We start from the raw sequence: 25705 nt of genomic DNA, 5'->3' as shown, positions 1-25705 counted from the left end.
GACTCGACGCGCGCTGGAAACTCATCGGTGGCCGCCGACGAAAAGGGGTGTCAGTCCACCAACTGGTCGAGCACGGTGGTGAAGACGTCGCGGTCCACGGTGACCGGGTCCTGCGCGAGCCAGTCCCCGATGTCCTTGACGAACTGCGCCGGAGTCATCGGCACCACCTGCTCGTCAGGCTGCTCGACGGTGGTGATCTCGCCGGCCCGACTGGGGTAGATCAGCACCGCGCCGCGCACCTCGACCTCGGGCAGCAACGCCTCGAAGTTGGACACGCCCTCGTTCAGCCGGGTCACGCCGCCGCGGAAGGGGTGCCCGTTGCGCCACAGCGCCCCCTTCTCGTCGGTCGTGTAGTGCCCGGGAAGCCAGCTCTTGGACTCCACGAGCACCAGGCGACGCCCGCACAGCACCGCGTGGTGGACGTCCTCGAACACCGAGTCCGGCCAGGTCAGACCGTGGAAGACCCGCACACCGGGCAACCGGATGAGGTACTTGGCGCACAACTCGGCGGTGAGCAGCTGGGCCCGCTCGTGCTGGATGTCGGGCAGGCCGAAGATGCGCTGGTTGCCGAACTCGGCGGTGAACATCCGGTGCTCCCGGTGGGCGCCGATGTGGCGGCGCAGGAGCACCACGATCACGACTCCGGAACTGATCAGCAGGCCCAGCCAGGTCGCCATCAGCACCGCGTTGAGCTCGACCGCCAGCCCGGCCAGCAACAGCAACGACCACGCCCCGACCAGTGCGAACGTCGGCATACGGTCCGGTCCGAGAACCGGCAGGTAGTGCACCCGCGCCTGCGGGTCGACGCTGTCCCACCAGTCGAGGTCGTCGAGCCGCACCCTCGGCATCCTGGGCACGTAGTCGGGGTCCTCGCCGAAGTCGCGCCCGGGCCGCCTGGTTCCTCCGGGCCGTCGCGGACGCCTCGGCGGAGCGGTCTCGGCTTCGACCGGACGGCGCCGAGCGCTGTCGTAGGAAGCGCGGCGCACCGGGTCGGTGAGCGTCTCGTAGGCTTCCTGGAGGAGCCGGAACGCACCGTCGCTACCGCCGACGTCGGGGTGCATGCTGCGGGCGAGCGTCCGATAAGCCGATTTGATCTCGACCGGCGTCGCGTCGCTCCCCACACCGAGGAGTTCGTAGTAGTCGACCCCGCGCACTACCCTCCCCCGCCTCCCGGACCGCGCGGCAACAACGAGCTGCAATGAGAACGCCCGGCAATGATAGGACGTGAGCCGAGATCAAGATCAACCGACCGGCAGGAATTCACCACGAACCGGACCACCGATCGACCGGCGGGAACGAAAAAACCCGCTGACCTGCTTGGCCAGCGGGCTCTTCCACGCGGATGACCGAGGCGGCGCTCCGCCGCCCCTCCCTTTTGGCCATCCGGGAGCCGGGCTCGGTCCTGGATGGCGCCTGGGACCGGCTCGGCCTGCTGTGCGGTGCACGACCGCGTAAGTCTGGGTGAGTGCTCGGCGGGCGGGACCCGTCCGGCATCGTCGTCCACCATAGCCGATCGAGACCGCGTTGTGGGCGAAATCGGCCCCCGAACCGGCCAACCGTTCAGCCGGGTGCGTGGTGGGCGCCCCCTCGGCCAGGCCGAGATCACGGGGCGCGACCTTGACGCGATCTGATTCGACGTGCATAAGATCGCCGGTCGAGCTGCTGGTGGAAAGGGTGCAGATGGCTGCGGATCCGCTCGCTCCCGGAGTCTGGGGCGTGGTCGCCACCCCGTTCACCGAGTCCACACAGGACGTCGATCTGGCTTCGCTGGCGAAGCTCGTCGGGCACTACCGGCGGATCGGCGTCACCGGGGTGACGGTGCTGGGCGTCTTCGGCGAGGCGATGCGCCTGTCGGCGGCCGAGAAGCGAGCGGTGCTCGAAGTGGTGGTGGAAACCGCGGACCTGCCGATCGTGGTGGGCGCCTCCAGCACGTCGCCGGCACCCGTGACCGAAGAGGTCGAACTGGCCACCGACGTGGTCGGCGACCGGCTGGCCGGGACGATGGTGCAGGTCAACACCCCAGACCCGGAGCTGCTGGCCACCCAGCTCAACGCGCTGCACGCGGCGACCGGCGCCGGCCTGGTCGTGCAGGACTACCCGCTGGTCACCGGCGTGTCGATCAGCGCGGCCGACCTGGCCTCAGCGGTCGAGCAGGTCGAATCGGTGGTGGCGGTCAAGGCCGAGGCCCCGCCCACTCCCCCTGCGATCGCCACGCTGACCGCTCGCACCGGCGTGCCGGTGTTCGGCGGTCTCGGCGGCGTCGGACTGCTGGACGAGCTGGCCGCGGGCTCGGCGGGAGCCATGACGGGGTTCTCGTTCCCCGAGGGGCTCAAGGCCTGCGTGGACGCGTGGCGCCGGGGCGGCTACCAGGCGGCGCTGGAGGCGTACCTGCGGTACCTGCCGCTGGTGAACTTCGAGGCTCAGGCCCGCGTCGGGCTGGCGATCCGCAAGGAGGCGCTGCGCCGACGGGGTCTCATCGCCGGATCGCGGGTGCGGGCGCCTGCGCCCGGCATGCCGGAGAGCCTGGAGAAACAACTGGATCGGCACTTGGCTGCCGTGGAGAACGTGGAGAACTGATGGATCTGGGAATCGCCGGCCGCAATGCGCTGGTCTGCGCCTCGACAGGTGGGCTGGGTGAGGCGACCGCGCGGGCGCTGGCAGCCGAGGGCGTCAACGTGGTGGTGTCCGGCCGTCGCGGTGAGCGCGCGAAGGCGATCGCGGCCGAGCTGCCGGTCGCCACCGGCGTAGAGGTCGACCTGACCGCGCCGGGCGGAGCCGAGAAGCTGCTGTCGGCGGCGCAGGACGCGCTGGGGCAGATCGACATCCTGGTGCTCAACGGTCCCGGGCCGCGCCCGGCCAGCGCCTCGGAGATCGGTCCGGACGACACCGCCGAGGCGGTGCGGAACCTGCTGCTGGTGCACCAGAAGCTGGTCGGCGGTGTGCTGCCGGGGATGCGGGAGCGCGGTTGGGGCCGACTGCTGGCGATCGCCTCCAGCGGCGTGGAGGCCCCGATCCCGAACCTCGCGCTGTCCAACATCGGCCGCAGCGCGCTGGCGGCGTACTTGAAGAGCCTGTCCATCGACGTGGCCGACGAGGGCGTCACCGCGAACCTGCTGCTGCCGGGCCGGATCGCCACCGACCGCCTGTCGTCGCTGGACAGCGCCACGGCGGAGCGCGAACGCCTGCCTGTCGAGGAGGTCCGCGCCCGGGGCGAGGCCGCGATTCCGGCCAAGCGCTACGGCGAGCCCGCCGAATTCGGTGCCACGGCGGCGTTCCTGTGCAGCGCCCACGCCTCCTACATCACCGGGACCGCGATCCGCTGCGACGGGGGCCTCGTCCCGACCTTGTGACACCGCGATGGATGCTTGAGGCGTGTCGCACGGAACGACGGGAGGTTTCTCCGTGCGACACGCCTCTTCCGCCGCCGGGAGTGTCAGCCGGTGACGGAGTTCAGGGTCGGCAGGTACGCGTTGGCGTGCCCGTCGACGTCGGGGTGGAAGGACTCCTGGATCGGGTTGCTCGGCCCGTTGATCCACTCGTCGGAGGCGCACACACCGTGCCCCTCGAAGGCGCTTCGCGGGTCGGCGAAGGAGAACCCGGCGGCCGAGGCGCGTTCGGAGATCACGGAGGCGAGTTCGTCGGCGCCCTCGTTGATCCGCTGGCGCTTGTACTCGGAGTAGAACGGGATCCCGCAGTCGCCCATCTCGTTGATCTTCGGGTACCCGACCACCACGACCTCGGCGTTGGGTGCGGCGGAGCGGATGTTGGCGTAGGTGGTGTCGAGCTTGGCGGGCAGCTCGTTGCGGGCCTTCTCGGAGGCGTCGTTGACCGCGTTGTCGCAGCCCTCGTCGGTGCCGGCGACACAGCTGGTGATGACGTTGACGAAGCCGATGTCGTTGCCGCCGATGGAGATGGTGACCAGCGTGGTGTCGGCGCTGAGCGAACCGAGCTGGTCGGCGTTGACGTCGTCGGTCACGGCACCCGAGCAGGCCGCGAACTCGAAGCCGGCGACCCCGTGCGAATCGGCCCACAACTGCGGATATGCCTTCGGGCTTCGAAGACAACTACCGCTGTCCTCGAAGTACTCCCGGGTGCCCGTTCCCGAGGCGTAGGAGTCGCCCAGGGCGACGTAGTTCTCTGCGGCGGATGCGGAGTCGGAATCAGCTGCGAAGGCCGGTGCGGCCGTGCCCGAGACGACCGTGCAGGCTGCGACCGCACCGATGAGGTACCTTGCGTGACGCATGTTTTCCTCCGTTCGGAGCGCGAAAAGCTCCTTCATTCAAGGAAGTCCGCGCCGAATTTCGGAGAACTTGGCGAGTACCCGCCAGTAACCGGCCCTCGCGGCAGCTCGAACGTCACACCGGTAGCCGCCATCAGGACAATTCCGGGTTCCGGTTTCGCCGGTATTCCCAATCCCGGCGGAGCGGCGAGGCCCTGAAAGGGCTCACAAGACGCACGTACGTTTTGTTCGAATTCGTACGATTGCAGCAGGCGCGGCGCCTCACGACCTGGCATAGTCCTATGTCTCCCGGCACCCCATCCCAATCTTTTGAGGAGGGCGTATGACACTCCGGGTTCCCGATCACCACACCGCTTCGGCGGTGCTCTCGCGGGCCATCGCCGCAGTGCCGGAGGCGTTCGACGACGGCGTGCCCCGCAACCTCATCGACCGCCGCTGGCAGGCCGTCGGGGAGCCCGCCCCGCAGGTCACCCCGGTGGACGGCACGGTCTTCTCCCAGCTGCCCAAGATCGACGCCGCGACCGCGCAAGACGCCGTGCGCTCAGCGGCCAGGGCCCACCAGGCGTGGGCGCAGACGACCTTCGAGCAGCGTCGCGAAGCGGTGACCAGCGCGGTCGAAGCCATGTCGCAGGTCCGCGACGACCTCGCACTGCTGCTCGCCTGGGAGATCGGCAAGCCGTGGAAGGCCGCCTGCGCCGACGTCGATCGCTGCCTCGACGGCGTGCGCTGGTACGCCGAGCACACCGAGCAGATGCTCAACCAGGACGTGGAGGGCGCCCCGTACAAGCGCCAGCCGCTGCCCGGCCCGGTGAGCAACATCGCCAGCTGGAACTACCCGATGAGCGTCCTGGTGCACGCCGAGCTGGTGCAGCTGCTCGCGGGCAACGCCGTGATCGCCAAGACCCCGACGCAGGGCGGCGCGGTGACGCTCACCGTCGCGCACGCGCTGATGGCCCGCGCCGGGCTCCCGGCCACGCTGCTGTCCGGCGACGGTTCGGCCCTGTCGGACCCGCTGGTGCGCTCGCCCGAGGTGGGCGCGCTCGCGTTCGTCGGCGGACGCTCCAACGGCGGCAAGATCGCCGCGCAGCTGGTCGACACCGGCAAGCGGCACATGCTCGAGCAGGAAGGCCTCAACACCTGGGGCTTGTGGGAGTTCTCCGACTGGGACGGGCTGAGCGCGCACCTGCGCAAGGGCTTCGAGTACGCCAAGCAGCGCTGCACCGCCTACCCGCGGTTCGTGGTGCAGCGGAAACTGGTGGACAAGTTCCTCGCCACCTACCTCCCGGTGGTCCAGTCGGTGCGCTTCGGCCACCCGCTGGCCGGCGAGAACGGCGAGCCGCCCGCGCTGGACTTCGGTCCGCTCATCTCGGCGGCGAAGGCCACCGAGCTGGAAGGGCGGGTCGCCGAGGCGTTGCGCCACGGCGCCGTTCCGCTGCACCACGGCGACCGCTCCCAGGGCCACTTCCCGGAAGGTCAGGACGTCTCGGCCTACGCCGCACCGGTGACGCTGCTGGCTCCACCAGGCGCCAGTCGGCTCATGCACGAGGAGCCGTTCGGACCGGTCGACACCATCGTCGTGGTCGACACCGAGGCGGAGCTGCTGGCGCAGATGAACGCCTCCAACGGCGCGCTGGTGGCCACGGTGGCCTGCGACGACGAGTCGTTCGCCGCCGAGCTCGCCGAGAGCGTCCAGGCGTTCAAGGTCGGCATCAACAAGCCGCGCTCGCGCGGTGACCGCGACGAGCCGTTCGGCGGCCGGGGCGCGTCGTGGAAGGGCGCGTTCGTCGGGGGCCAGCACCTGGTCCACGCGGTCACCCAGGGCCCTCCGGGAGAGCAGCTCTACGGCAACTTCCCGGGCTACCACCGCTATCCGCAGACCTGATCGCGGCGCGAGCGAACGGGGAACCCCGCTGCGGCGGGGTTCCCCGTTCGTCATCGGTGGGCTCCCGGGCCGCGGTGGTTGAGGCCCGGCGCGATCACCAGGGTTCGCCGGGGCGGGGGTCGCAGGTGAGCGGTGCGCTGCGATCGAGGGCGGCACCGGCCGGGTAGTAGTAGATCCAGCCGTCCTCGTCGGGGGTCGGGTGGATCCCGGTGGGCGTGAGCGCCCTGGTCGGCGCGGGCCAGGGCTTCCAACCCCGCGCTTCGTAGAAGGGGCGGCCGGCTTCGCTGGCTCCGAGGGCCCCGAGGTCGTAGGCCGCGCGGATCATGCGCTCGACCTCGGTCATGAGGTCGCCGCCGATGCCCCGGCCCTGGCGGGCTCGTCGCACCGCGACGCCCTCCACGTAACCGGTGCGCAGGGCACGGTCGCCGAGCAGCAGGCGCCGCATCACGAGCGCGGCGTGCCCGACCAGTTCGTCGCCCTCCCAGGCGAGCACGTGCATGCCACCGAGGCAGTGCTCCCAGTCGGCTTCGGTCATCGCGTCGCCCTCGATGAAGACGTCCCACAGCAGCCCGCGCGCCGCGCGCAGGCTCGCCACGTCGAGATCCGCGGTGTGCGCGGTCCGCAATTCGGCCATGCGGCACATGATGGCAGGAATCAGGCCACCGGGGGCTCTTTCGCGGACGTCCGGAGGAGGTTCTCGGCGAGCTCGCTGGCGTTGCGGCCGCACATCCGCCCCTGACAGGACCCGAGCCCGACGCGGCAGGACAGGTTCAGCGAGCTCGCGTCGCGCTGGGCGGACGCGCTGTCCCGAAGGGCCTGGTAGGGAACCTCTTCGCAGCGGCAGACGACGGTCTGCGGGGTGAGCCACTCGTTCCAGTCCTCACCGATGCGGGTCGCCGACGCCATGGCCCGGCCGAACCGCTGTCCACATCGGACCACGAGCATGGCTCGGCGAGCGGGTCTTTCGACCTCGCTCCACGTGGTCGCCTCGACGTGCACCGCTGCGGCCAGCCCGGCGACAGCACCTTCGGCCGCTGCGGCTCGGGCTCCGGCGATGCCGGTGGCCTCACCCGCCGCGAACACCCACGGCGTCGAGCTGCGCTGCGCTCCGTCGACTCGCACGAAGCCGTCCTCGATGTCGCAGCCCGCCGCTCTGGCGAGCTCCAGGCGCGGTTCCAGGCCGTGGGCGACGCAGATCGCGTCCACCGGGATCCTCCGGTGCGTGCCCGGGACCGGCCGCCAGCGCGCGTCGAGCTTGGCGACCACCGCCTCCTTGACGCGCTCCTCGCCGACCGCCGCCACGACGCCGGCCCGGGTGCGGAACTGCGTGTTGCCGACGAGCCTGCGCAGGTAACCGGCGAACCCGGCGAGCTTGTCCCACTGCCCGGCCAGATCCGGCGCTCGCCGCAACCAGGCCGCCGGGCTTCCGGCGTCGAGCACGGCCACCACGTCGGCGCCCACGCCCAGCAGCGATTCGGTGACCGGCAACAGCAGCGGCCCGGTCCCCGCGACCAGCACCCGGCTGCCCACCGCGATCCGCTGGCCACTCGCCAGAGCGTGCGCGGCCCCGGCGGTGAACACCCCGGGCAGTTCCCAGCCGGGGAACGGCAGCACCCGGTCGTGCGCGCCGGTGGCCAGCACGAGCGCGTCGGTGTGGAAGGTCTCCCCCGCGTCCCCGGGGCCGGTGCGCACGTGGACGTCGTGGCCGTCCAGCGACCGAACGCCGCCGGACAACCGCCGGATGCGCGGGTGCGCGCCGATCTCCTCGGCGAGGGTCGTGAAGCTGCGCTGCCCTCGCCGGATGCGCTGCGGTTGGGCGAGGCCGAACTGCTCGGGCGGCGCCTGGTGGTACTTCCCGCCCAGGCCGTTCGAGGAGTCGACGAGCAGCACCTCGGCCCCGGCTCGGGCGGCGTGCAGGGCGGCGGTCATGCCGGCCGGACCCGCACCCACGACGACGACGCTCATCGCCGCTCCCCCAGACCGCGGGTGCTGATCACGTCGCCGGGTTCGACCGACCGCAGGCAGGCGCGGACGCCCGGGGTTCCGTTGACCACGAGAACGCACTCGGCGCACACGCCGATCCCGCAGAACAGCCCGCGCCTCCGGCCGCGACCACCGGATTCGCGCCACGAGGTCAGCCCCAGCGACATCAGCACGGCGGCCACCGTCTGCCCGGCGTGCGCGGTGACCCGGCGTCCGCCCACCTCGACGGCGAAGCTGGCCTGGTAGCGCGGTTGTGCGGGGTCCAGGTGGGCGGGCAGCAGGTACGGTCCGGTCAACAGCCGCCACCTCCTGGATCTGCACCGCCGCGGCGCTCTCACCCGTTGCCCGGTGCGCCCGGTTCCCGATCGAACCGACAGGAGAAATTGAACTGCCCCAGAACAGATCGCGCATCAATCCATTGATGTAGGCCCGTCAGACATGGGACTGATGCGCGAGAACAGCCGTCCCCGGCAGCCACCGCCTGCGCTGCGGTGCTGCCGGGGACGGCCTCTTCCCTCTCCGGATGGCTTGAGCTCTACGGCTGCGGGAACTGCGCCGCGTAGGTCTTCACGGCGTTGGCGATGGCCGCGAAGTTGCGCTCCAGGGCTCGGGCGTCGACGTTCTCGACGGTGTCGCACGCCTGGTGGTAGCAGGCGTCGAACGCCTCACCCGCCTGGCCGCCCCACTTCTCGGCCTGCTCCGGGCTCTTGGTCCCCTCGGCGCCGGTGAAGGTGCCACCGGCCGGGATGCCGACCTCGATGAACGGGCCGTAGTCGGAGCGACCGTCGAAATCGGTGCCCTCGGCGGGCGCGCCCGCCGCACCCAGCGAGTCGTTGAGCAGCTTCTCGATCTGCGCCGAGCCCTCCGGGCCCGGACCTGCGCCGACGCCGTCGGAGTCGTCGCCGTCGTAGGTGAAGTAGCCGGCGTTGGGCGAACCGACCATGTCGAAGTTGAGGTAAGCGGCGATCTTCCCGCGCTCGGCCTCCGGCAGCGTCTCCACGTAGTGGGTGGAGCCCACCAGCCCCTCTTCCTCCGCGCCCCAGAAGGCGAAGCGGAGCTTGTTGGTCGGAGTTTCACCGCCCGCCGCGTAGTCGAGCGCGGCCTGCAGGATCGCGGCCGAACCGGTTCCGTTGTCGTTGATCCCCGGCCCCTCGCCCACGCTGTCCAGGTGGGCGCCGAACATGACGACCTTGTTGGCGTCACCACCCGGGGTTTCGGCGATCAGGTTGTAGGTGGGGCCGCCGAGGGAGTCGAACTCCTGGACCGACGTGGTGAAACCGGCTTCGTCGAGCTTGCCCTTGATGTAGTCCAGGGAAGCCTGGTAACCGGGCGTCCCGGCGGCTCGGTTCCCGCCGTTGGCACCGGCGATGTTCTGCAGTTCCTGCAGGTGGTCCTGCACGGCCATGGCGCCGGCGCGTGCGCTCCTGTCGGCAACGGCCGCGGTGGGCAGCACCAGCGCTGCGGCCGCCGCGAGCGCGGCGGCGGTGGCGAGCATCGGGCGGTTCGGCATCTCCGCGATCCCCTTCGTCGATGTCGGAGTCGATCTCGATCGATCGCGTATTCGCCTGGCGAACGTATCGGCGGGGATCACGGAGAAGACCGTTTTGACCAAAAGTCGCCGCACCAACACGTTTTTCCCGTATTCGCGGCGGCATTTCACGGTTGCGGAGCACAACCGCGTCCTCAAGCGCGCTGGGCTGATCGGGGCTCGCGTTGTTCTCCCGGCGGTGCTGAGGCAAGCTGGGACGACACCCCACTACCCCATGGAGGTACCGCACGTGGAACAGGTGGTCCTGCTCGACGAAGCCGGTGAGGCGATTGGCGTCGAGGACAAGGCGACCGTGCACCACCGGGAGACGCCGCTGCACCTGGCGTTCTCCTGCTACGTGTTCAACGACCACGGCGAATTCCTGCTCACCCAGCGGGCGCACCACAAGCGGACCTTCCCGAGCGTGTGGACCAACACCTGCTGCGGTCACCCGGCGCCGGAGGAGGAGATGAAGGCCGCCATCACCCGCCGTCTCGGCGAGGAGCTCGGTCTGAAGGTGCGCGGGCTCGAACTGGCGCTGCCCGCGTTCCGCTATCAGGCCACAATGGACAACGGGGTCACGGAGAACGAGATGTGCCCTGTGTTCGTCGCTTTCACCGACAGCACCCCCGCGCCGAACCCGGACGAGGTCGCCTCGACTCGTTGGGTGCGCTGGAAGGAGTTCAGCGCCGGGGTCCTCGCCGGTGACACCGCGGTCTCACCCTGGTGCGCGCTGCAGGTGCGCGAGCTCACCGAGCTGGGGCCCGAACCCGCGCAGTGGCCCATCGGCGTCCCGGCGAACCTCCCGCCGGCGGCCCGCGTGGCCTGAGAACCGCGCAACACCGAGCGGCCCCGGAACTCGGCCGAGTTCCGGGGCCGCTCGCTGGGTGCTACTCGGCCCGCGCGAGCGGGGTGAGGTCGCGCGACCAGCTCCACTCGCCGGGTTCGGGTGCACCGACGAGCTTCATGCCCGCACCCCGCAGCGTGCGGGAGATCGCGGTGTTGTCGACGTGGGTGTGCGCGGTGAGCGTCGTGATCCCCAGCTCAGCGGCCTGTTCGACGATGTGCTGGGCGAGCAGCGCGCCGAGGCCCCGGCACTGCCAGTCGTCGCGCACCAGCAGGGCGAGCTCGCCGCTGTCACCGTCGTACATCAGGTTCCCCAAGCCCACGACCTCGCCGCGCGGCCCGAGCGCCAGCGTGGAACGCCCCAGCGCCGGGGTCAGCAGTCGTCGCAGTCCTCGTTCGCCCGGGGCCGGACCGGGGCTGAAGTAGCGGCGGAAGCGCGCCGCGCTGGAGCAGCGCTCGTGGAACTCCGCGACCAGCTCGAGGTCGGCGCGATCCGCCGGGCGCAGGGTCAGCTCGATCCCGCCGGGCGTGGTCGCGGTCCGCTCGGTCGGGCGTAGGCGGGCGCGGCAGCTGATGACCAGATCGACCAGCGCACGGGAGCGGGCGAACTCGGCCGGGGTGAACGCACCTCCTGGCCGGGTCAGCACGAGGAATCCGCCGCCGGGTTCGGCCAGGCACATCGCGGTCTCGGTGAAGACCCCGGCTTCCAGCGACGGCTCGGGTTCCTCCTGCCAGCGGACATCGACGTTCCCGAGCAGCGAGCGCAGACCTCGCACCAGGTCGGTCCGGCCGTTGACCAGGTCGTTGGCGAGGGTGGCGGTGCGCGTGGGCACGTCGTCGAGCTCGCGGACGTCGGCGCGCGAGGCGGTCACGTCGTAGCCGCCGGCGCTCTCCACCGCGGCGACCAGGTCGGCGTGCCGGATCCGGGTGGGAACGTGCAGCAGCACCTCGTCGACCGCCCCGTCCGCGACCGGGTGCACCTGCATGGTGCGGATGTCGCCGCCGAGTGCCGCCAGCGCCCCGGACAGCTTCGCCAGGCGGCCGGGCGTGTCGGTGACGCGAGCGCGCAACCGCCACAGGTTCTGCGGGACGAACGCCGCCTCCGACAAGACCGGTTCCGTACCGTCCTCGGCCGTGACGGTCCCGCGGCGCGACCACCACCGAGCGGCGCCCGCCACCAGCAGCGCAGCTCCGAGCGACATCAGCACCAGCGTCGCGGTCGAGTGGCTGCGCACGCCGGTGACGAGGAGGTTCGCCGCGCCTGCGACCAGCAACAGCGCGGCCAGCTCGATGACCTCGCGGGTCCAGCCCCCGTGGGCTCGACGGTGCTCGCTGGGAGTCATGCCCCCATGCTTCAGGCACCACGTTTCACCGGGACGAACCCGGATCACACCGGCGTTAACAGCCCGACATCACACCGAGCGGGGAACGCGCGACGATCAGCGAACCGATTGGCCGTAGCCCGCGAAGAGGGTCGCGCAGTGGGCGAGTTCCTCGTCGGAGAGGACGGAAGGGTCGCCGAGCTTGGCCGCCGTGAGCCAGAGCTCGCAGAGCCATTCGAGCTGCCGAGCCCGGTTGTAGGCCTTGGTGAGGCTGTTGCCGATGGTGACCGTTCCGTGGTTGCGCAGGATGCAGCCGTTGCGGTCGCGCAGCGCCTCGGACATCGAGACCGCGAGGGCGTCGGTGCCGAAGGTGGCGTAGTCGGCGACGCGCACGGCACCGCCGTAGTCGGCCAGCTGGTAGTGCACGGCCGGGACCTCGTCGCGCAGCAGCGACAGCGCCGTGGCGTGCAGCGAGTGGGTGTGCACGACCGCGCCCGCGTCGTGCTCGACGTAGGCGGTGAGGTGCATCGGCAGTTCGGAGGTGGGCTTGAGCTCACCTTCGACGACCTCACCGCTGAGGTCGACCAGCGGGATGTCCACCGGCCGCAGCTCCTCGTACTCCACGCCCGAGGGCGTGACCGCGACGAGGTCGCCGCTGCGCACCGACACGTTGCCGGAGGTTCCCACCACCAGCCGGTCGGAGGTCATGCGCCGCGCGATGTCGATGACCTCGCCGCGCTGCTCGGCCAGACGCAATGCGCTCATCCCTTCCCGCTCAACAGGCCACCCCGGTGCCCTCGTAGCCGTCGATCGCCGCGACCTTCTCGGCCGAGGCCGAACTCGTGTCGAAACGGTAGTCGAGCCACTCTCCGGCGAGCTTGCGGGCCAGTTCGAGCCCGATCACGCGCTGCCCGAAGCACAGCACCTGCGCGTTGTTGCTCAGCACCGACCGCTCGACCGAGTAGCTGTCGTGCGCGGTGACCGCCCTGATCCCGGGCACCTTGTTGGCGCTGATGGCCACGCCGAGCCCGGTTCCGCACACCAGCAGCGCCCGGTCGGCCGACCCCTCGGCGACCAACCGGGCGGCCTGGACAGCCACGTGCGGGTAGGCGGTGTGCTCGTCGTTGCCGACACCGACATCGACGACGGAGGCGACCCGGGAGTCGTTCTCCAAGTCCTTCTTCAGCGCGTTCTTGTACTCCAGCCCGGCGTCGTCGGATCCGACGACGATGCGGTACGGCTCTTCGCTCACTGGTCCTCTCCCCCTCCGGCGTGTTCGCCGATCAGCTCTCCGACCCGGGTGAGCACGAGCGCCAGCGACGTCGCGCCCGGGTCGGGTGTTCCCACGCTGCGTTCGGCCAGCGGCCTGGCCCGGCCCGTCCGGGGCCGCAGCTCCGCGGTGGCGGAGGCCGCCTTGGTCGCCACCGCCGCCGCGCGCCGCCACGCCGCGGCGGCGGCGCTGCCCTCGTCGACCGCGCCGCGGAGCTCGTCGGCGAACGGCACCAGGGCGTCGACCAGGGTCTTGTCGCCGATTTCGGCGCGTCCGAGGCGCTGCACCGAGGCCAGCGCGGCCTCGGCACCGGCCACGAGGTCGGCCGCGCGAGCCTCGCGGTCGTCGGGCAGGAGGTCGCCGAAGGAGCGCAGCGCGGCTCCCCACAGCACGCCCGAGGTCCCGCCGGCCTTCGACGCCCACGCGTCGCCGGCCGCCAGCAGCACGGCTGCGGGGCCGACGCCCTGGGCCGCTGCGGCTTCGGCGGCGTCGACCGCCGCCGAGCTGCCGCGCGTCATGCCGCGTCCGTGGTCACCGTCGCCCGCGATGGCGTCGAGGCGTCCGAGCTCGTCCTCGTTGTCGCGCAGCAGGTCTGCGACCGCGCGCAACGATGCGACCACCTCGGCGGCCGTGGCCTGCCCCTGCTCCGGTGCGACCACGACCTCCGGTTCGGCCACCACCGGGTCCTCGACCTCGACGTCCGATGTGGACGGTTCGACGACTCCCCTGCGGTAGGCGGGAGTGTCGGCCGGGGCCAGCCAGAGCCGTTCGAGCTCGTCGTCCAGCCAGGTCAGGGTCAGCGAGCAGCCGGCCATGTCCAGGCTGGTCACCAGCTCGCCCACCTCCGGGGCGACGACCTCGACACCGGCTTCGGCCAGCAGCCGTGACGCGGTTCCCCACACCACGAACAGTTCCTCGTACTTGGTGGCACCGAGCCCGTTGAGGATCGCCGTGACCCGGCCGCCTTCGGCCGGGGCCTCGGCCAGCAGGCCGTCCACCAGGGTCTTCGCCAGCTCCGACGCCGAGGGCATGGGGGTCTCGGACACGCCGGGCTCGCCGTGGATGCCCAGGCCCAGGCCCATCCGGCCTTCGGGCACCTCGAACAGCGGGTGGTCCTGGCCGGGCAGCGTGCAGCCGTCGAAGGCGACTCCGAGGCTGCGGGTGCGCGCGTTGGCGTGCTCGGCGACGCGCACCACCTCGTCGAAGTCGTAGCCCTCCTCGGCCGCCGCGGAGGCGACCTTGAACACCACGAAGTCGCCCACCACACCGCGCCGCTTGGCCTGCTCCTCGGTGGGAGCGCTGGCGATGTCGTCGGTGACGACCACGTTGTGCGCGCGGGTTCCCTCGCGTCGCAGGCGTTCCACGGCGAGCCCGAAGTTCATGTTGTCGCCGGCGTAGTTGCCGAAGGAGAACACCACTCCAGCGCCTCGGTCGGCCGCGCGCGCCACGGAGTAGGCGTCGGCGGCCGAGGGCGAGGTGAAGATGTTGCCGATCACCGCACCGTCGGCGAAACCGGGCCCGACGACTCCGCAGAACGCCGGGTAGTGGCCGGATCCGCCGCCGGTGACCACCGCGACCTTGCCCGGCCGGGCCGGTCGGGAGCGCACCACGCCGCCGGGGACGCGGCGCACGTGATCGGGGTGCGCGGCCACGAAACCGGTGACCATGTCCTCGGTGAAAGTGGCCGGATCGTCGTACAAGCGCGTCACGTCAGCCCTCCTCGACGGGCGCCCAGTGCGGCCGGGCGCGTTCGATGGCGGTCAAGTAGTCGTGGTAGCCGCGGTCGTAGAACTCCACGGCTCGCGGATCGGGGTGCACGACGCGCCGGTCGGCCGCCCACTGCTCCCGGTCGACGGGTTCGCCCAGCGCATCCCAGGCGGTCATCGCCGCTCCCCGCGCGCCGACGCCCTCTTCGTGCGGGACGTTGAGCGGCCGACCGAGGACGTCGGCGAAGATCTGGCTCCACGCCTGCGAACGGGCACCGCCGCCGCAGGCCGCGACCTCTCCGCTGAGCCCGGCGCTCTCCAGGTTGTGCCGGGCGGCGTAGGCGACCGCCTCGCACATCGCGCGCACCATGTCGGCGGGCGTGGTCTCCAGCGACAGGCCGGTGAACTGGCCGCGCGCCCGCGAGTCGACGAACGGCGCGCGCTCGCCCGAGGAGGACAGGAACGACAGCGCCGACACGCCACCGGATCCCGGCCGGCTCTGCGCGAGCAGGGTTTCCAGCTGCTCGACGCTGGATCCCGTCGTGGACAGCACCCAGTCCAGGTTGGCGGTGCCGACCATCGCGGGCATCACTCGCAGGTAGCGCTGCGGGATCGGCGTGGCCAGCCACATACCGGCCGGTTCGCCTCGCGGGTCGATGACGACCTCGTCGCGCAGCACCTGGCAGCCCAGCGTCGTGCCGATCACCAGGCTGCCGTCGCCGATGTCGCTGACACCGGACCCGAAGGCGCAGGCGGGCAGGTCGAACGGCCCGGCCGACACGGGGAGTCCCGACGGCAGGCCGAGTTCGGCCGCGGCCTTGCCGGAGAGCGCGAAGAGCTTGCCGACGGGGGTGGTGTCGGCCAGCAGGCGGCGGTGCTCGGAGATGCCGCAGGCCTCCAGCGCCTCGGTCGAGTACACGCGCTCGGGCACGTCGAGGAACGGCATCGAGGCGTCGGAGGCGTCGACGGTGACCTCACCGGTGAAGCGCTGGACGATCGCGTCCACGCAGTACCCGGCGACGGCCGCGCGTTCGAGGCGTTCCGGCTCGTGCTCGGCGAGGTGGGCCAGCAGCGGCCCGGCCGAACCGGGGAACATCCCGGAACCCGTCAGCGCGTGCACCTGCCGCTGCACGCCGCTGGTCTCCCAGTCGCGCAGCACACCGGCGGCGCGGGCGTCCAGCCAGGAGATGGCGCGCCCGACGCTGCGCCCGTGCTCGTCGCGCAGCCACAGCCCGTCGCCCTGGCCGGTGATGGCCAGGGCCTGCACGGGCTCGGTGGCCGCGGCCGCGACCTGGCGAACGACCTGGACGACCGAATCGACGACCTCGTCGAGGTCCTGCTCCACCAGTCCGGGCGCGGGCCGGTGCAGAGTGGAGCGCACGCCGCGGGTTAGCAGCGCCGACCCGTCGCGGCCCAGCAGCGATGCCTTGGTCACCGAGGTGCCGACGTCCACTCCGATGATCATGGCCGCAGGTCTCCGAACTTCGCCAGCACGTCCGGGTTGGCCACGAACCGCGGCCGTTGCCCGTCGAGGAACCTGGCGACCTCACCGGCCACGATCTCGGCCGCCCGGTGCGCGGTTTGGCGGGTGGCACCGGCCAGGTGCGGGGTGGTGATCACGTTCGGCGCGTCGAACAGCGGCCAGTCGCGCGGCGGCGGTTCGATGTCGTAGACGTCGACCGCGAGCGCGCCGAGCTTGCCGGTGCGCAGCAGGTCGGGCAGCGGCGCGTAGTCCAGCAGCCCGCCGCGCGCCGAGTTGACCAGCACCGCGCCTTCCGGCAGCAGCTTGAGGTTGTCGGCGTTGAGCAGGTTGCGGGTCTCCGGGGTCAGCCGCGCGTGCAGGCTCACCACCGAGCTGCGCCGCAGCAGTTCCTCCAGCTCGACCAGTTCGACGCCCTCGCCCGCGACCTCGGCGGAGTTCACGAACGGGTCGGCCACCAGGACGTTCGCCCCGAACGCGCGCAGCACGCGGGCGACGATGCGACCGATCGCGCCGTAGCCGACGAGTCCGGCGGTGGAGCCTTCGAGCTCGATGCCCGCGTTCTCGTAGGCGTAGTAATCGCCGCGCCAGTTGCCGTCCTTGAGCTCGGCGTCCGAACCCGGGATCCGGCGCAGCGCGGCGAGCATGAGCCCCACCGCGAACTCGGCCGCGGCGGCCGCGTTGCGGCCGGGCGCGTAGCTGACGATGACCCCGTTGTCGGTCGCGGCCTGCAGGTCGACGTTGACCGGGCCGCCCCGGCAGACGCCGACGAACTTGAGGTTCTCAGCGGCGCCGAGCACGTCTCCGGTGAACGGCGCCATCTGAGTGGCGACGATCTCGTTGTCGCCGAGGGCGTCGAGCAGCCGCTGCTCGGTGCCGCTGGCCTCCTGCACGTTGCCGACCGGGCCGAACGGCTCCACCGGCCACGGCAGCTTCAGCGTGTCGAAGCGCAGTTCGCGCGTGGTCGCGCGGCGCAGGGCGTCGACGAACACCTCGGGGTGCACGAAGTGGTCGCCGGCGGCCAGAACGCTTGTCATCTCCGGACTCCTTTGTCGCGAGGTGTGCGAGCTCAGCTCAGTTCAGCGTGCCTGCGGCAGCGAGGCGACCAGCTTCAGCCGCACGTCATCGAGGTCGGTGGCGATGTGGGCGGCTCCGGCGAGCGCGTCCTCGGCAGGCGGGTAGTCACCGTTGGGGATGGCCACCACCGTCATGCCCGCTCGAGCCGCGGCGCGCAACCCGTTGCTGGAGTCCTCGACGGCGAGGCAGTGCTGCGGCTCGTGGCCGAGCTTCTCAGCCGCGGCCAGGTACACGTCGGGACTCGGCTTGCCGCGCGGCACCTCGGCGCTGGACACGGTCGCCGAGAAGTGCGGGGTCAGCCCGTGGCGGTCGAGGACGGCGTCGATGAGCCGTCGCGGCGCCGAGGAGGCCAGCGCGATGGGTGCGCGGGCGGCGACGTCGGTGACCATCTTCTCCGCACCCGCCAGCAGGTCGATCTCGCCGTCGTCGAGCGCCGTGATCATGTCGTCGACCACGATCCGCTCGGTCTCGGCCGCGGGTTCGGCGGCCTCGCTGAACTCGGCGAGGAACGCGGCCCACTCCGGCGCGCTCATGCCCTGGACCTGCCGGGTCTCCTGCCCGGTCCAGGTGCGTCCGCGAGCTGCCGCGAAGCGGGTCCACATCCGCTCCCACAGGTGCTCGCTCTCGACCAGGACGCCGTCCATGTCGAACACGACCGCGCTGTGGGCGCTGTTCGGCCGATCCGGCTGGGTCATACGTACCTCCCGCCAATCACTGATGCACCCAAATTAACACTCAGACCGTTAACTGTCACTAGCGGAGTGATACTCCGGCAGGTCTGCACCGGTGCGCGCACCCGACGAGGCAAGATGAACGCATGGCGTCAGCACCGAAGAAGCAGTCCCCCCGCCTCCAGCGGCAGCAGAAGATCGTCGATCACGTGCTCTCGCAGGGGTTCGCCAGCGCCGCGGAGCTGTCCACGCTGACCGGGGTCAGCCTGATGACCGTGCACCGCGACCTCGACGACCTGGCGACGCGGGGCCTGCTGCGCAAGTACCACGGAGGCGTCTCGGCCCAGCCGTCCACGGTGTTCGAGTCCAGTTCGGACTTCCGGCTGCACACCCACACCGCCGAGAAGGAGGCGCTGGCCGCCGACGCCCTGCGGTTCATCATGCCCGGCATGTCGGTGATGCTCGACGACTCCACCACCGCGCTCGCGCTGGCCAGGCTGCTGCCGGAGGTCGGCCCGCTGACCGTGGTCAGCAACTACCGGCAGGTACAGGAGACGCTGCGCGACGTGCCCGACATCCGGCTCATCGGGCTCGGCGGCGAGTACTCGCGCACGCACGACTCCTACCTGGGCCTGCCGTGCCAGGAGATGATCTCGACGTTCTCGGTGGACATCGTGTTCCTGTCCACCTCCGCGATGAACGCCCGCCTGACCTACCACCAGGAGCAGGAGATCGTGCTGGTCAAGCGCGCGATGATGGGCAGCGCCACGACCAAGGTGCTGATGATGGACGCCAGCAAGGTCGCCCGCTCGGCGTTGCACCAGCTCGCCCCGGTCAGCGCCTTCGACCACGTCCTGCTCGCCGGGAAGCTCGACGACGCCCTGGTCGAGGAGATGCGGGAGCAGACCGAGGTCCGCCTGTCCCCGATGAGCTGAGCACACCCCGTCAGGCAAGCGGCGCAGCCGCCTTCTCCGCACCCCGCTTGAGCAACCGGCACCGCAGCAGGCGCTGAGCGCCGTCGTGACGAGCACGCCGCGAAGCCGTGCGTTGGACGCGAGGCGCGGGGGCCACGGAGCTGCTCACCCGTCACCCGCACCGCCGCAAAAAAGACGACTGATGTGGTTTTAACATCTTGTGCGTTAACTTCAACAGGGTGCATGATGGCCGACATTCGTTGGCTAGGTGCGGCGACGCACCGACACATCCGACCTTGTTGGAGACAGTGATGTCCCAAACGTCCGCAGCCGGGTACCCGGGCTTCCTCGACCGCATAGGCATTCCGCGGCAGCTCTTCTGGGGTTTCGTCGCCGTGCTGATCTTCATGATCGGCGACGGCGTGGAGACCACGTTCCTGTCCGACTACCTGCAGCGACCCGAGGGCGGCGCGCTGCCCGGCGCGGTGGCCTCGTTCGCCACGGTCACCCTCTACGGCGTCGCTGCCATGATCGCGGCGTGGTTCTCCGGAACGCTCTCGGCGATCTGGGGCCCGCGCCGGGTGATGTGGCTCGGCGGCGCGTGGTGGGTCGGGTTCGAGTGCCTGTTCCTGTTCGTGGCGCTGCCCTCGCACAACGGGGCGTTCATCGTCGCGACCTACGGCATCCGCGGCCTGGCGTATCCGCTGTTCGCGTTCTCGTTCCTGGCGTGGGCGCAGGTCGCGAGCCCGACGAAGATGCGCGGTTCGGTGGCCGGCTGGTTCTGGTTCGCCTTCACCGGTGGTCTGCCGACGCTCGGTGCCGCGCTGGCGGCGCTGTCGATCGGCGTGTTCGGCCTCAGCGACTACGAGACCCTGGTGCTGTCGCTGGTCGTGGTGACCATCGGCGTGCTGCTGGGGTCCTTCGCGGTGCGCGAGGAGCACGGGCTCAAGCCGATCGCCGATGAGACGGTGGAGAACCCGCGCAGCCTCAAGCGGCTCGCCGAGGGCGTGGACATCCTGTGGCGGGACCGCCGGGTGCTCGCCGGTGGCCTGATCCGCATCGTCAACACCGCGCCGCAGTACGGGTTCTTCGCGATGTTCCCGTTCACCTTCGGGCCTGCGGCGCCGGACGGCGGGTTCCTGACCGCGGCGCAAGTGGCATCGCTGGCGTCGATCGCCTACGGCGCCAACATCGCGGCGAACCTGTTCTTCGGCGTGTTCGGCGACCGCTTCGGCTGGCGCCGCACGGTGACCTGGTTCGGTTGCCTGGGTTGCGCGATCGCCACCCCGCTCTGGTACTTCAGCTCGGTGGCGTCGCAGAGCTTCGCCGTGGCGGCCGTGCTCGGCGTGGTCTACGGCCTGCTGCTGGCCGGTTTCGTGCCGCTGTCGGCGCTGATGCCCTCGATGGTCGCCACCAAGGACAAGGGTTCGGCGCTGGCGGTGCTGAACTTCGGCGCCGGTGGCGCGGCCTTCGTCGGCCCGGTCGTGGTGACGGTGCTGTACCCGCTGGTCGGAGGCGGCGGCGCGACGATCGTGTTCTGCCTGATGTACCTGGCGGTGGGCGTGCTGTCGCTGCGCATGAAGGACGACAGCGACCCCGGCGAGCACCGCGCGCCGCGCGCCGGGGCACCGGAGGCCGCTGGGGCTTCGGCCTAGGGAACGGAGAAGGTCCTGATCAGGCCGCCGCCCGTGAGGGCGGCGGCCTGATCTCCGTTCGGGGACAACGCGGGTTGCGCTTCGACGGGGCCGAGGGTGGTCGTGCCGTCCGGACGGAAGATCTGCAGGAGTCCGTCGGCGTCGCGGGCGGCCAGCACCGGCCCCGGCGCGATCGCAGGATCGGAGATCGCCTCGGCGTCGATGGTCCGCACCCGCTTCCAACCGGCGTGCTCGGCGAGCACCACCAGATCACCTCGGGAGTCGCGGTAGGCCGCGTATCCGCTGGTGGTGGCGATGGCGCCGACCGGTTGCTCGGAGGAGGCGACGGGCACACCGCACCCGGACTCGGTCAGCCGCCAGTGCCGCATCCCGCTCCTGGACGCCGCCATCACGTGGATCTCGCCGCTCCCCGCGGTCAGCACCGAGACCTCGTCGCCCACGTCGGAACCGCCGAGCCGGCACCACGCCCCGGTGTCGCGGACGCTCACCCCGCCGCCGGAGTCGCGGACCGCGACCACCACGCGCCCCCGCACCGACACGGCCGACGGCGGCCCGGGGTCCACGCCCGGTTCCCGCGGCGGTGGCACGCCCAGAGAACGCCACGGCCGGTTCCCGGCCTTGAGCCACACCGCACCCGAATCCCGGTCCTGCACCAGCAGCGTCGCGGGGTCGGCGAAGGACGCGGACCCCTCGCGCGGGTCGAACCCAGGTGTGTCCACAACGGATTCGTCGACCACCAGGTCTCGCCCGCGCACGTGCGCGTGGCGGCCGTCGGTCAGCCACCGCGTTCCCCACGGCCTGCGCAGGCGCATCGCGGCGAGCCAGGCGTCGTAGGGCTCGTCGAGGCTGACCAGCGGGTCGTGCTCGGCGTAGCGGGCGAACACCGCGCGCTTGGCGGCCACCACGCGTTCCGGGAGGTTCGGCGGGGCGTCGGCGACGTTGTAATCGCGGTAGTGCAGCAGCGGCAGATCGGTTCCGATCAGCGCGGTTTCGGTGAACCGAGCCGTGGCGAGGTGGTCGGGGTGGTCGTGGGCGCTCCCCCACTGCTGCTGATGGCGGGGGTCCGGTCGCGGGTCCTGCGTGCGGACGAGCGTCGGCGCGAACTCCTCCCGGAGGCCGATCAGCGCATCGATCACCGAAGCGCGGTCGTGGCTGGTCACGGGCACGACCGACCCCGTCGCGGCGACGGTCTCCACGCGGTGCGCCGGATTCCGCCAGAGCTCGCTCAGCGCGTGCCGAGCGCGCGGGTCGTTGTCATCGGGCAGGCCGAGGAACACCAGGCTCACCGAGGGGCGCGCGCGGAGTCGGTGCAGTTCCGCCTGGCCTCCGGGGAGGTCCAGCGCCGAGCGCGTCCAGTCGTCGGCGGCCCCGGCCATCGCCGCGAAGGCCGCGCGAGCACCGGTCTGGCGGCTCGCCGCGTAGTCCTCGGGTGGGTCCACGTCGCTCTCGCCGGCGGTGAGGAACACCGTCGTGACCCGGGCACCCGAGCGGATCGCCAAGGGCACGTCGGGGCTCATGAACAGCATGTCGTCGTCGGGGTGCGCCACGACCTGCAGGTGCGACGGCCTCGGTGAGCCCGCCGCCGCGACCCCGGAGGCGACCAGCAACAACACGGCCGCGAGCAGCAGCACGGCAGTCCTCATCGCGCCCACCGCCACGACATCCGCAGAGCGCCCAGCGCCCCGGCCACCACCAGCAGCAGCCCCACCTGGACCCCCGGTGGTGACCACGACAACGTGAGCGTCCCGCCGGAGATCTCGCGCGGGACCCGCACGTGGAGCAGTCCCGCTCCGGTCGCGGAGATCGGCACCGGGCGTCCATCCACAGTGGCCCGATAGCCGGGCCAGGACAGTCGCGCGAACACGAGGTCCCCGCTCCCGGTGAACCTGACGGTCTCGGTGCGCGCGCCGCGCTGCACGTCCTCCAGCACCTCAACCCCGCGGGCCGCGCTCACCCTCCCCTGAGGCCACGGGACGGCAGCGATTCGGGTGAGCACGACGACCTCGCCGTTGCGGTGCGCGATGCGCCAGCCCGGTGGCGGCTGGGTGACCTCGCGCAGCCACCGCTGCACCACGACGTGGGTGGCCTTGAGCTGGTCGGCGAGCCGATCGGGACCCCACAGGCGGTCGTACGCGCGCGGACAGGTCCCGCCGAAGTAGTTGAGGCACAACGACGTGTGCAGGGCGTCGTGGCCCATCCCGGTGTAGGACACCAGGCTCGCGACACCGGCGGCGGCCGGCATGTTGCCCAGCAGCAGATCCGACCACGCGCTGCGGTCGGCGATCCGCTCCGGCGGGATCCGCTCGCGTGCCGCGACCTGCACCACCGTCCCGTCGCGCAGCGGCGCGTGGATGCGGCGCAGCGCGTCGACGTCGGTCGGGAAGTTGTAGTCGGCGACGTCGCGGTTGACCGGGAACCACACCAGCTGCAGCCCCAGCACCAACGCCGTTCCCAGGTGCAGCACGGGGAAGAGCCTGCCGCGCACGGCCCACGCCAGCAGCCCGGCGACCAGCACCAGCCCGAGCAGGTGCTTGGGCGCCTGGGCGGGCCAAGCCGCGAAGGCCAGGTAGCAGCCCGCCAGCATCAGCAGCGCCGAGGCCGCCGCGCGCGCCGGGGCGCGATCCCGGCGCAGCCCGCTGGACAACACCACCGCCAGCAGCACCGCCGCGGCCAGGTGCAGGACCGCGATGTGCCGCAGCGGCCAGCGGAACATCCACACGTTCGACGGGCCCAGGCACAGCAGCGCGAAGAAGCCCGCGACCAGCACCACCGCGGTGCACCGCCGCCACGGCATCTCGCGCCACTTCAGCCAGGGCAGCAGCGGAACCGCGAACCACGCCAGGAAGGTGGCGGGAACCGTCATCCGGTAGTCGCCGAAGGAGATGATCTGCGGGAGGAACCCGGGCGTGCTCGCGTTGAGCAGATCGCCGATGCCGGGCACCAGCAGACCGGAGTTGAACAGCTCGCGACCGGACCGCCACCCCACAGCGGCGGTCGCCAGCACCGGCCAGAACACCAGCGGCAGGCACGCGGCCACCGCGACACCGACCGCGACCAACCGGCGCGGCCCGGATTCGACCGCCAGCGCGGCGAAGACCAGGCACAACGCGAGCAGGCCGTACGGATCACCGGCCGAGACGCACAGGTAGCACAACGCGAACGGCAGCACCGCCGGTGCGGTTCCGGCGAGGTACCGGCGCAGCGCCCACCACGCCCACGGCAACCACGCCAGGCCCATCAGCCCACCGGCCCAGCTCGCGGCCTGGAAGTGCAGCACGAACCCGGAGACCGGCAGCGCCACCGACATCACCGACGCCGCAGCGGGTTTCGCCCCGTAGCCGCGGCTCAGCAGGTAGGTTCCGACCGCCAGCAGCACCAGGAACTGGATCTTCACCACCGCCGCCGCGACCGCCAGGTCGCCGATCAGCGCGACCACGACGAAGTCCAGCAGGTGCACCGGGTTCCAGATGCCGAACAGCGACTCGGCGGCCAGGTTCCCGCCCATCCACGAATCCGGCTCCAGTCCCAGCGCCCACTCGCCCGCCAGCAACCGCTCGCCGAGCCGGTGCCACATCGGCAGGAACTGGGCGGCGCTGTCGTCGGCGAAGTAGAACGAGGGGTTGACCAGCAGCGGCAACGTCCCGAGCCCGGCGACCGCCAGCCCCGCCCCTGCGGCGCCGCGCCACTCACCGCGGTCCGGGCGGGTCAGCGCCGCGCGGCTGGCCATGAACGTCACCGGCACCAACGCGAACCCCACCAGCGGTGCGAGCCTCGGATCGACCCCGAAGACGGCCACCGCGAGCGCCACCGCCGAGGTGCTCACGCCCAGCAGCACCAGACTGGCCAGCGGGAACAGCAGCAACGAGCGCCCGCTCGGCCGCACCCGGAAGGTGAACCGGCAGTTCAGCGCGTAGGAGCACAGCATCGCCGCGCCGGTGGCCAGCGCGTGCGCCACCAGGTACGGCAGCACCAGCCACAGCGCCAGGTACACCGCCCAGTGCACGCCGGTGTTCACCCCGCCCACCAGCGCGAACCGGCCGAACTGCGAGGCCCCGATCGGCCGCCGCGTCACGACACCCCTCCCGCGGTGCACAACCGGTGCTCGCCGGGCAGCGGGTCCGCGACCGGGCCGGTCTCCTTGATCAGGTAGTGCGGCCGCCGCCGGGACTCGGCGCAGCCGCGGCCGACGTACTCCCCGAGCACGCCGAGCATGAGCACCTGAACACCGCTCAACGCGAGGAGCACAGCCGCACAGCGCTTCTCGCGGTCGGCGAGCGCCGCGAGCACGCCCGCGAGTCCGGTGACGAGCAGGCCGAGGTAGATCGCCGGGCGGAGCGGCTTGTCGTTGAACGCGGTCAGCCCGTCGATGCCGTGATCGACCAGGTCCGCCAGTCGCCACCGCGACTCACCGGTCTCGCGCGGCACGTTGCGGTAGGTGACCCAGCCGGTGTCGAAACCGATCCAGGCGAACAGCCCCTTGGAGAAGCGGTGGTGCTCGGGCAGGGACAGCAGCGCGTCGGCCGCGCGCCGCGACAGCACCCGGAAGTCCCCGGCACCGTCCTGCAACGGCACGTCCAGCCACCGGCTCGCCAGCCGGTAGTAGGCGCGCGACGAGGCGGTCCGCCAGGCCCGTTCACCGGAGCGGCTGCGCCGGGCGACGACCTGGTCGTAGCCGGTGTCGAGCAGCACCAGCATCCGCGGAAGCAGGCGCGGTGGGTGCTGCAGGTCGGCGTCGAGCAGCGCCACCCGGTGGCCGCGGGCGTCCCGGAGCCCGCAGAGCATCGCGGCTTCCTTGCCGAAGTTGCGGCTCAACGACACGTAGCGGAACCGCGGGTCGTGCTCGCTGAGGCGCCGAGCCTCGGACAACGTGCGATCGGTGCTGCCGTCGTCGACCAGGATCACCTCGTAATCCCGGACGTGTCCGGACAGCGCCTCGACCAGCGCGTCGTGCAGCCGTTGCAGTCCGTGCTCCTCGTTGAAGCACGGCACGACGATCGACAGGTGCATGGTGCAGTTCTCATCCGTCTCGGGGCCGGCGGCCCGCGCCCCCGGATTTCCCGGAAACCGCTGCGGGCCTTGCTGGATCGCCCCGAACCATGCCCGCCCTGTCTCTTATACCCATCTGACGCGG

General features: G+C 71.5%; 22 protein-coding genes. 6 read left to right on the top strand and 16 right to left on the bottom strand.

Going from position 1 to position 25705, the window contains the following annotated elements:
• Positions 1-50 precede the first annotated feature (50 nt).
• Positions 51-1154: a J domain-containing protein gene (locus E1202_RS26290; RefSeq protein ID WP_132685870.1), complete on the bottom strand. Its 1104-nt coding sequence runs from the start codon at positions 1152-1154 to the stop codon at positions 51-53.
• 526 nt (positions 1155-1680) lie between these two features.
• On the opposite strand from E1202_RS26290, the gene E1202_RS26285 reads away from it, so the two are divergent.
• Together E1202_RS26285 and E1202_RS26280 are read left to right on the top strand one after the other, a co-directional pair.
• Positions 1681-2577, top strand: a complete 897-nt coding sequence (locus E1202_RS26285) for a dihydrodipicolinate synthase family protein (RefSeq protein ID WP_132685868.1) — start codon at positions 1681-1683, stop codon at positions 2575-2577.
• Entirely contained in the window at positions 2577-3350 is a 774-nt protein-coding gene (locus tag E1202_RS26280; protein ID WP_132685866.1) for an SDR family oxidoreductase, read from the top strand. The genes E1202_RS26285 and E1202_RS26280 overlap by 1 nt, the downstream gene beginning before the upstream one ends.
• Before the next feature lie 83 nt (positions 3351-3433).
• On the opposite strand, the gene E1202_RS26275 is transcribed toward E1202_RS26280, so the two are convergent.
• Positions 3434-4243, bottom strand: coding sequence for an SGNH/GDSL hydrolase family protein (locus tag E1202_RS26275; RefSeq protein WP_132685864.1), 810 nt, complete (start codon positions 4241-4243; stop codon positions 3434-3436).
• Positions 4244-4562: 319 nt separating this feature from the next.
• On the opposite strand from E1202_RS26275, the gene E1202_RS26270 reads away from it, so the two are divergent.
• The gene (locus E1202_RS26270) at positions 4563-6122 is read left to right on the top strand and encodes an aldehyde dehydrogenase family protein (RefSeq protein ID WP_132685863.1); all 1560 of its coding nucleotides are present in this window, start codon (positions 4563-4565) and stop codon (positions 6120-6122) included.
• A gap of 94 nt (positions 6123-6216) precedes the next feature.
• On the opposite strand, the gene E1202_RS26265 is transcribed toward E1202_RS26270, so the two are convergent.
• From E1202_RS26265 to E1202_RS26250, 4 genes are all read right to left on the bottom strand, one after another.
• Positions 6217-6756, bottom strand: coding sequence for a GNAT family N-acetyltransferase (locus tag E1202_RS26265; protein ID WP_132685861.1), 540 nt, complete (start codon positions 6754-6756; stop codon positions 6217-6219).
• Between the two features lie 20 nt (positions 6757-6776).
• Positions 6777-8087, bottom strand: a complete 1311-nt coding sequence (locus E1202_RS26260) for an FAD-dependent oxidoreductase (RefSeq protein WP_132685859.1) — start codon at positions 8085-8087, stop codon at positions 6777-6779.
• Entirely contained in the window at positions 8084-8401 is a 318-nt protein-coding gene (locus E1202_RS26255) for a 2Fe-2S iron-sulfur cluster-binding protein (protein ID WP_132685858.1), read from the bottom strand. Before E1202_RS26255 ends, E1202_RS26260 begins: the two co-directional genes overlap by 4 nt.
• Before the next feature lie 239 nt (positions 8402-8640).
• Positions 8641-9615: a M28 family metallopeptidase gene (locus E1202_RS26250; protein ID WP_132685856.1), complete on the bottom strand. Its 975-nt coding sequence runs from the start codon at positions 9613-9615 to the stop codon at positions 8641-8643.
• Between the two features lie 268 nt (positions 9616-9883).
• Here E1202_RS26250 and idi point away from each other — a divergent pair, with 268 nt between their 5' ends.
• Positions 9884-10462: an isopentenyl-diphosphate Delta-isomerase gene (gene idi / locus E1202_RS26245; protein WP_132685854.1), complete on the top strand. Its 579-nt coding sequence runs from the start codon at positions 9884-9886 to the stop codon at positions 10460-10462.
• A 61-nt stretch (positions 10463-10523) separates the two neighbouring features.
• Here idi and E1202_RS26240 read toward each other — a convergent pair whose 3' ends face one another.
• From E1202_RS26240 to E1202_RS26210, 7 genes are all read right to left on the bottom strand, one after another.
• Positions 10524-11822 (bottom strand): GNAT family N-acetyltransferase, encoded by a 1299-nt coding sequence (locus E1202_RS26240; protein WP_132685852.1) that lies wholly within the window; start codon positions 11820-11822, stop codon positions 10524-10526.
• A 96-nt stretch (positions 11823-11918) separates the two neighbouring features.
• Positions 11919-12566 carry a class II aldolase/adducin family protein gene (locus E1202_RS26235; RefSeq protein ID WP_132685850.1) on the bottom strand — a complete coding sequence of 216 codons (648 nt, stop codon included), beginning with the start codon at positions 12564-12566 and terminating at the stop codon, positions 11919-11921.
• Positions 12567-12576: 10 nt separating this feature from the next.
• Positions 12577-13053: a ribose-5-phosphate isomerase gene (locus E1202_RS26230; RefSeq protein ID WP_132685848.1), complete on the bottom strand. Its 477-nt coding sequence runs from the start codon at positions 13051-13053 to the stop codon at positions 12577-12579.
• Entirely contained in the window at positions 13050-14780 is a 1731-nt protein-coding gene (locus tag E1202_RS26225) for a dihydroxyacetone kinase family protein (RefSeq protein WP_132685846.1), read from the bottom strand. The genes E1202_RS26230 and E1202_RS26225 overlap by 4 nt, the downstream gene beginning before the upstream one ends.
• 1 nt (position 14781) lies before the next feature.
• A complete protein-coding gene (locus tag E1202_RS26220; RefSeq protein WP_132685845.1) occupies positions 14782-16242 on the bottom strand; it encodes an FGGY-family carbohydrate kinase in 1461 nt (486 codons plus the stop codon).
• Complete coding sequence (locus E1202_RS26215; protein WP_132685843.1) at positions 16239-17294, bottom strand: 2-hydroxyacid dehydrogenase; 1056 nt, start codon at positions 17292-17294, stop codon at positions 16239-16241. Before E1202_RS26215 ends, E1202_RS26220 begins: the two co-directional genes overlap by 4 nt.
• 42 nt (positions 17295-17336) lie before the next feature.
• The gene (locus tag E1202_RS26210; RefSeq protein ID WP_132685841.1) at positions 17337-18029 is read right to left on the bottom strand and encodes an HAD family hydrolase; all 693 of its coding nucleotides are present in this window, start codon (positions 18027-18029) and stop codon (positions 17337-17339) included.
• Between the two features lie 122 nt (positions 18030-18151).
• On the opposite strand from E1202_RS26210, the gene E1202_RS26205 reads away from it, so the two are divergent.
• Both E1202_RS26205 and E1202_RS26200 read left to right on the top strand, forming a co-directional pair.
• A complete protein-coding gene (locus tag E1202_RS26205) occupies positions 18152-18940 on the top strand; it encodes a DeoR/GlpR family DNA-binding transcription regulator (protein WP_132685839.1) in 789 nt (262 codons plus the stop codon).
• 290 nt (positions 18941-19230) lie between these two features.
• The gene (locus E1202_RS26200) at positions 19231-20574 is read left to right on the top strand and encodes an MFS transporter (RefSeq protein ID WP_132685837.1); all 1344 of its coding nucleotides are present in this window, start codon (positions 19231-19233) and stop codon (positions 20572-20574) included.
• On the opposite strand, the gene E1202_RS26195 is transcribed toward E1202_RS26200, so the two are convergent.
• The 3 genes from E1202_RS26195 to E1202_RS26185 are packed head-to-tail and all read right to left on the bottom strand — an operon-like array spanning position 20571 to position 25581.
• Entirely contained in the window at positions 20571-22217 is a 1647-nt protein-coding gene (locus E1202_RS26195) for a PIG-L family deacetylase (protein WP_132685835.1), read from the bottom strand. The genes E1202_RS26200 and E1202_RS26195 overlap by 4 nt on opposite strands.
• Entirely contained in the window at positions 22214-24646 is a 2433-nt protein-coding gene (locus E1202_RS32695) for a GtrA family protein (RefSeq protein ID WP_268952366.1), read from the bottom strand. The genes E1202_RS26195 and E1202_RS32695 overlap by 4 nt, the downstream gene beginning before the upstream one ends.
• A complete protein-coding gene (locus E1202_RS26185) occupies positions 24643-25581 on the bottom strand; it encodes a glycosyltransferase family 2 protein (protein WP_132685833.1) in 939 nt (312 codons plus the stop codon). The genes E1202_RS32695 and E1202_RS26185 overlap by 4 nt, the downstream gene beginning before the upstream one ends.
• Positions 25582-25705 lie beyond the last annotated feature (124 nt).

It is taken from the genome of Saccharopolyspora karakumensis (assembly GCF_004349225.1).
In the GTDB taxonomy this organism is placed as follows: Bacteria; Actinomycetota; Actinomycetes; order Mycobacteriales; family Pseudonocardiaceae; genus Saccharopolyspora; species Saccharopolyspora endophytica.
This window is presented reverse-complemented; position numbering and strand designations above follow the sequence as displayed.

Excerpts from the sequence above, each read along its gene's own strand:
- E1202_RS26195 (WP_132685835.1), bottom strand. The coding sequence starts at position 22,217 with ATGAGGACTGCCGTGCTGCTGCTCGCGGCCGTGTTGTTGCTGGTCGCC.
- E1202_RS26270 (WP_132685863.1), top strand. The coding sequence starts at position 4,563 with ATGACACTCCGGGTTCCCGATCACCACACCGCTTCGGCGGTGCTCTCG.
- E1202_RS26260 (WP_132685859.1), bottom strand. The coding sequence starts at position 8,087 with ATGAGCGTCGTCGTCGTGGGTGCGGGTCCGGCCGGCATGACCGCCGCC.
- E1202_RS26210 (WP_132685841.1), bottom strand. The coding sequence starts at position 18,029 with ATGACCCAGCCGGATCGGCCGAACAGCGCCCACAGCGCGGTCGTGTTC.
- E1202_RS26185 (WP_132685833.1), bottom strand. The coding sequence starts at position 25,581 with ATGCACCTGTCGATCGTCGTGCCGTGCTTCAACGAGGAGCACGGACTG.
- E1202_RS26280 (WP_132685866.1), top strand. The coding sequence starts at position 2,577 with ATGGATCTGGGAATCGCCGGCCGCAATGCGCTGGTCTGCGCCTCGACA.
- E1202_RS26235 (WP_132685850.1), bottom strand. The coding sequence starts at position 12,566 with ATGAGCGCATTGCGTCTGGCCGAGCAGCGCGGCGAGGTCATCGACATC.
- E1202_RS26265 (WP_132685861.1), bottom strand. The coding sequence starts at position 6,756 with ATGGCCGAATTGCGGACCGCGCACACCGCGGATCTCGACGTGGCGAGC.
- E1202_RS26200 (WP_132685837.1), top strand. The coding sequence starts at position 19,231 with ATGTCCCAAACGTCCGCAGCCGGGTACCCGGGCTTCCTCGACCGCATA.
- E1202_RS26220 (WP_132685845.1), bottom strand. The coding sequence starts at position 16,242 with ATGATCATCGGAGTGGACGTCGGCACCTCGGTGACCAAGGCATCGCTG.
- E1202_RS26215 (WP_132685843.1), bottom strand. The coding sequence starts at position 17,294 with ATGACAAGCGTTCTGGCCGCCGGCGACCACTTCGTGCACCCCGAGGTG.
- E1202_RS26285 (WP_132685868.1), top strand. The coding sequence starts at position 1,681 with ATGGCTGCGGATCCGCTCGCTCCCGGAGTCTGGGGCGTGGTCGCCACC.
- E1202_RS26205 (WP_132685839.1), top strand. The coding sequence starts at position 18,152 with ATGGCGTCAGCACCGAAGAAGCAGTCCCCCCGCCTCCAGCGGCAGCAG.
- E1202_RS26250 (WP_132685856.1), bottom strand. The coding sequence starts at position 9,615 with ATGCCGAACCGCCCGATGCTCGCCACCGCCGCCGCGCTCGCGGCGGCC.
- E1202_RS26275 (WP_132685864.1), bottom strand. The coding sequence starts at position 4,243 with ATGCGTCACGCAAGGTACCTCATCGGTGCGGTCGCAGCCTGCACGGTC.
- E1202_RS26240 (WP_132685852.1), bottom strand. The coding sequence starts at position 11,822 with ATGACTCCCAGCGAGCACCGTCGAGCCCACGGGGGCTGGACCCGCGAG.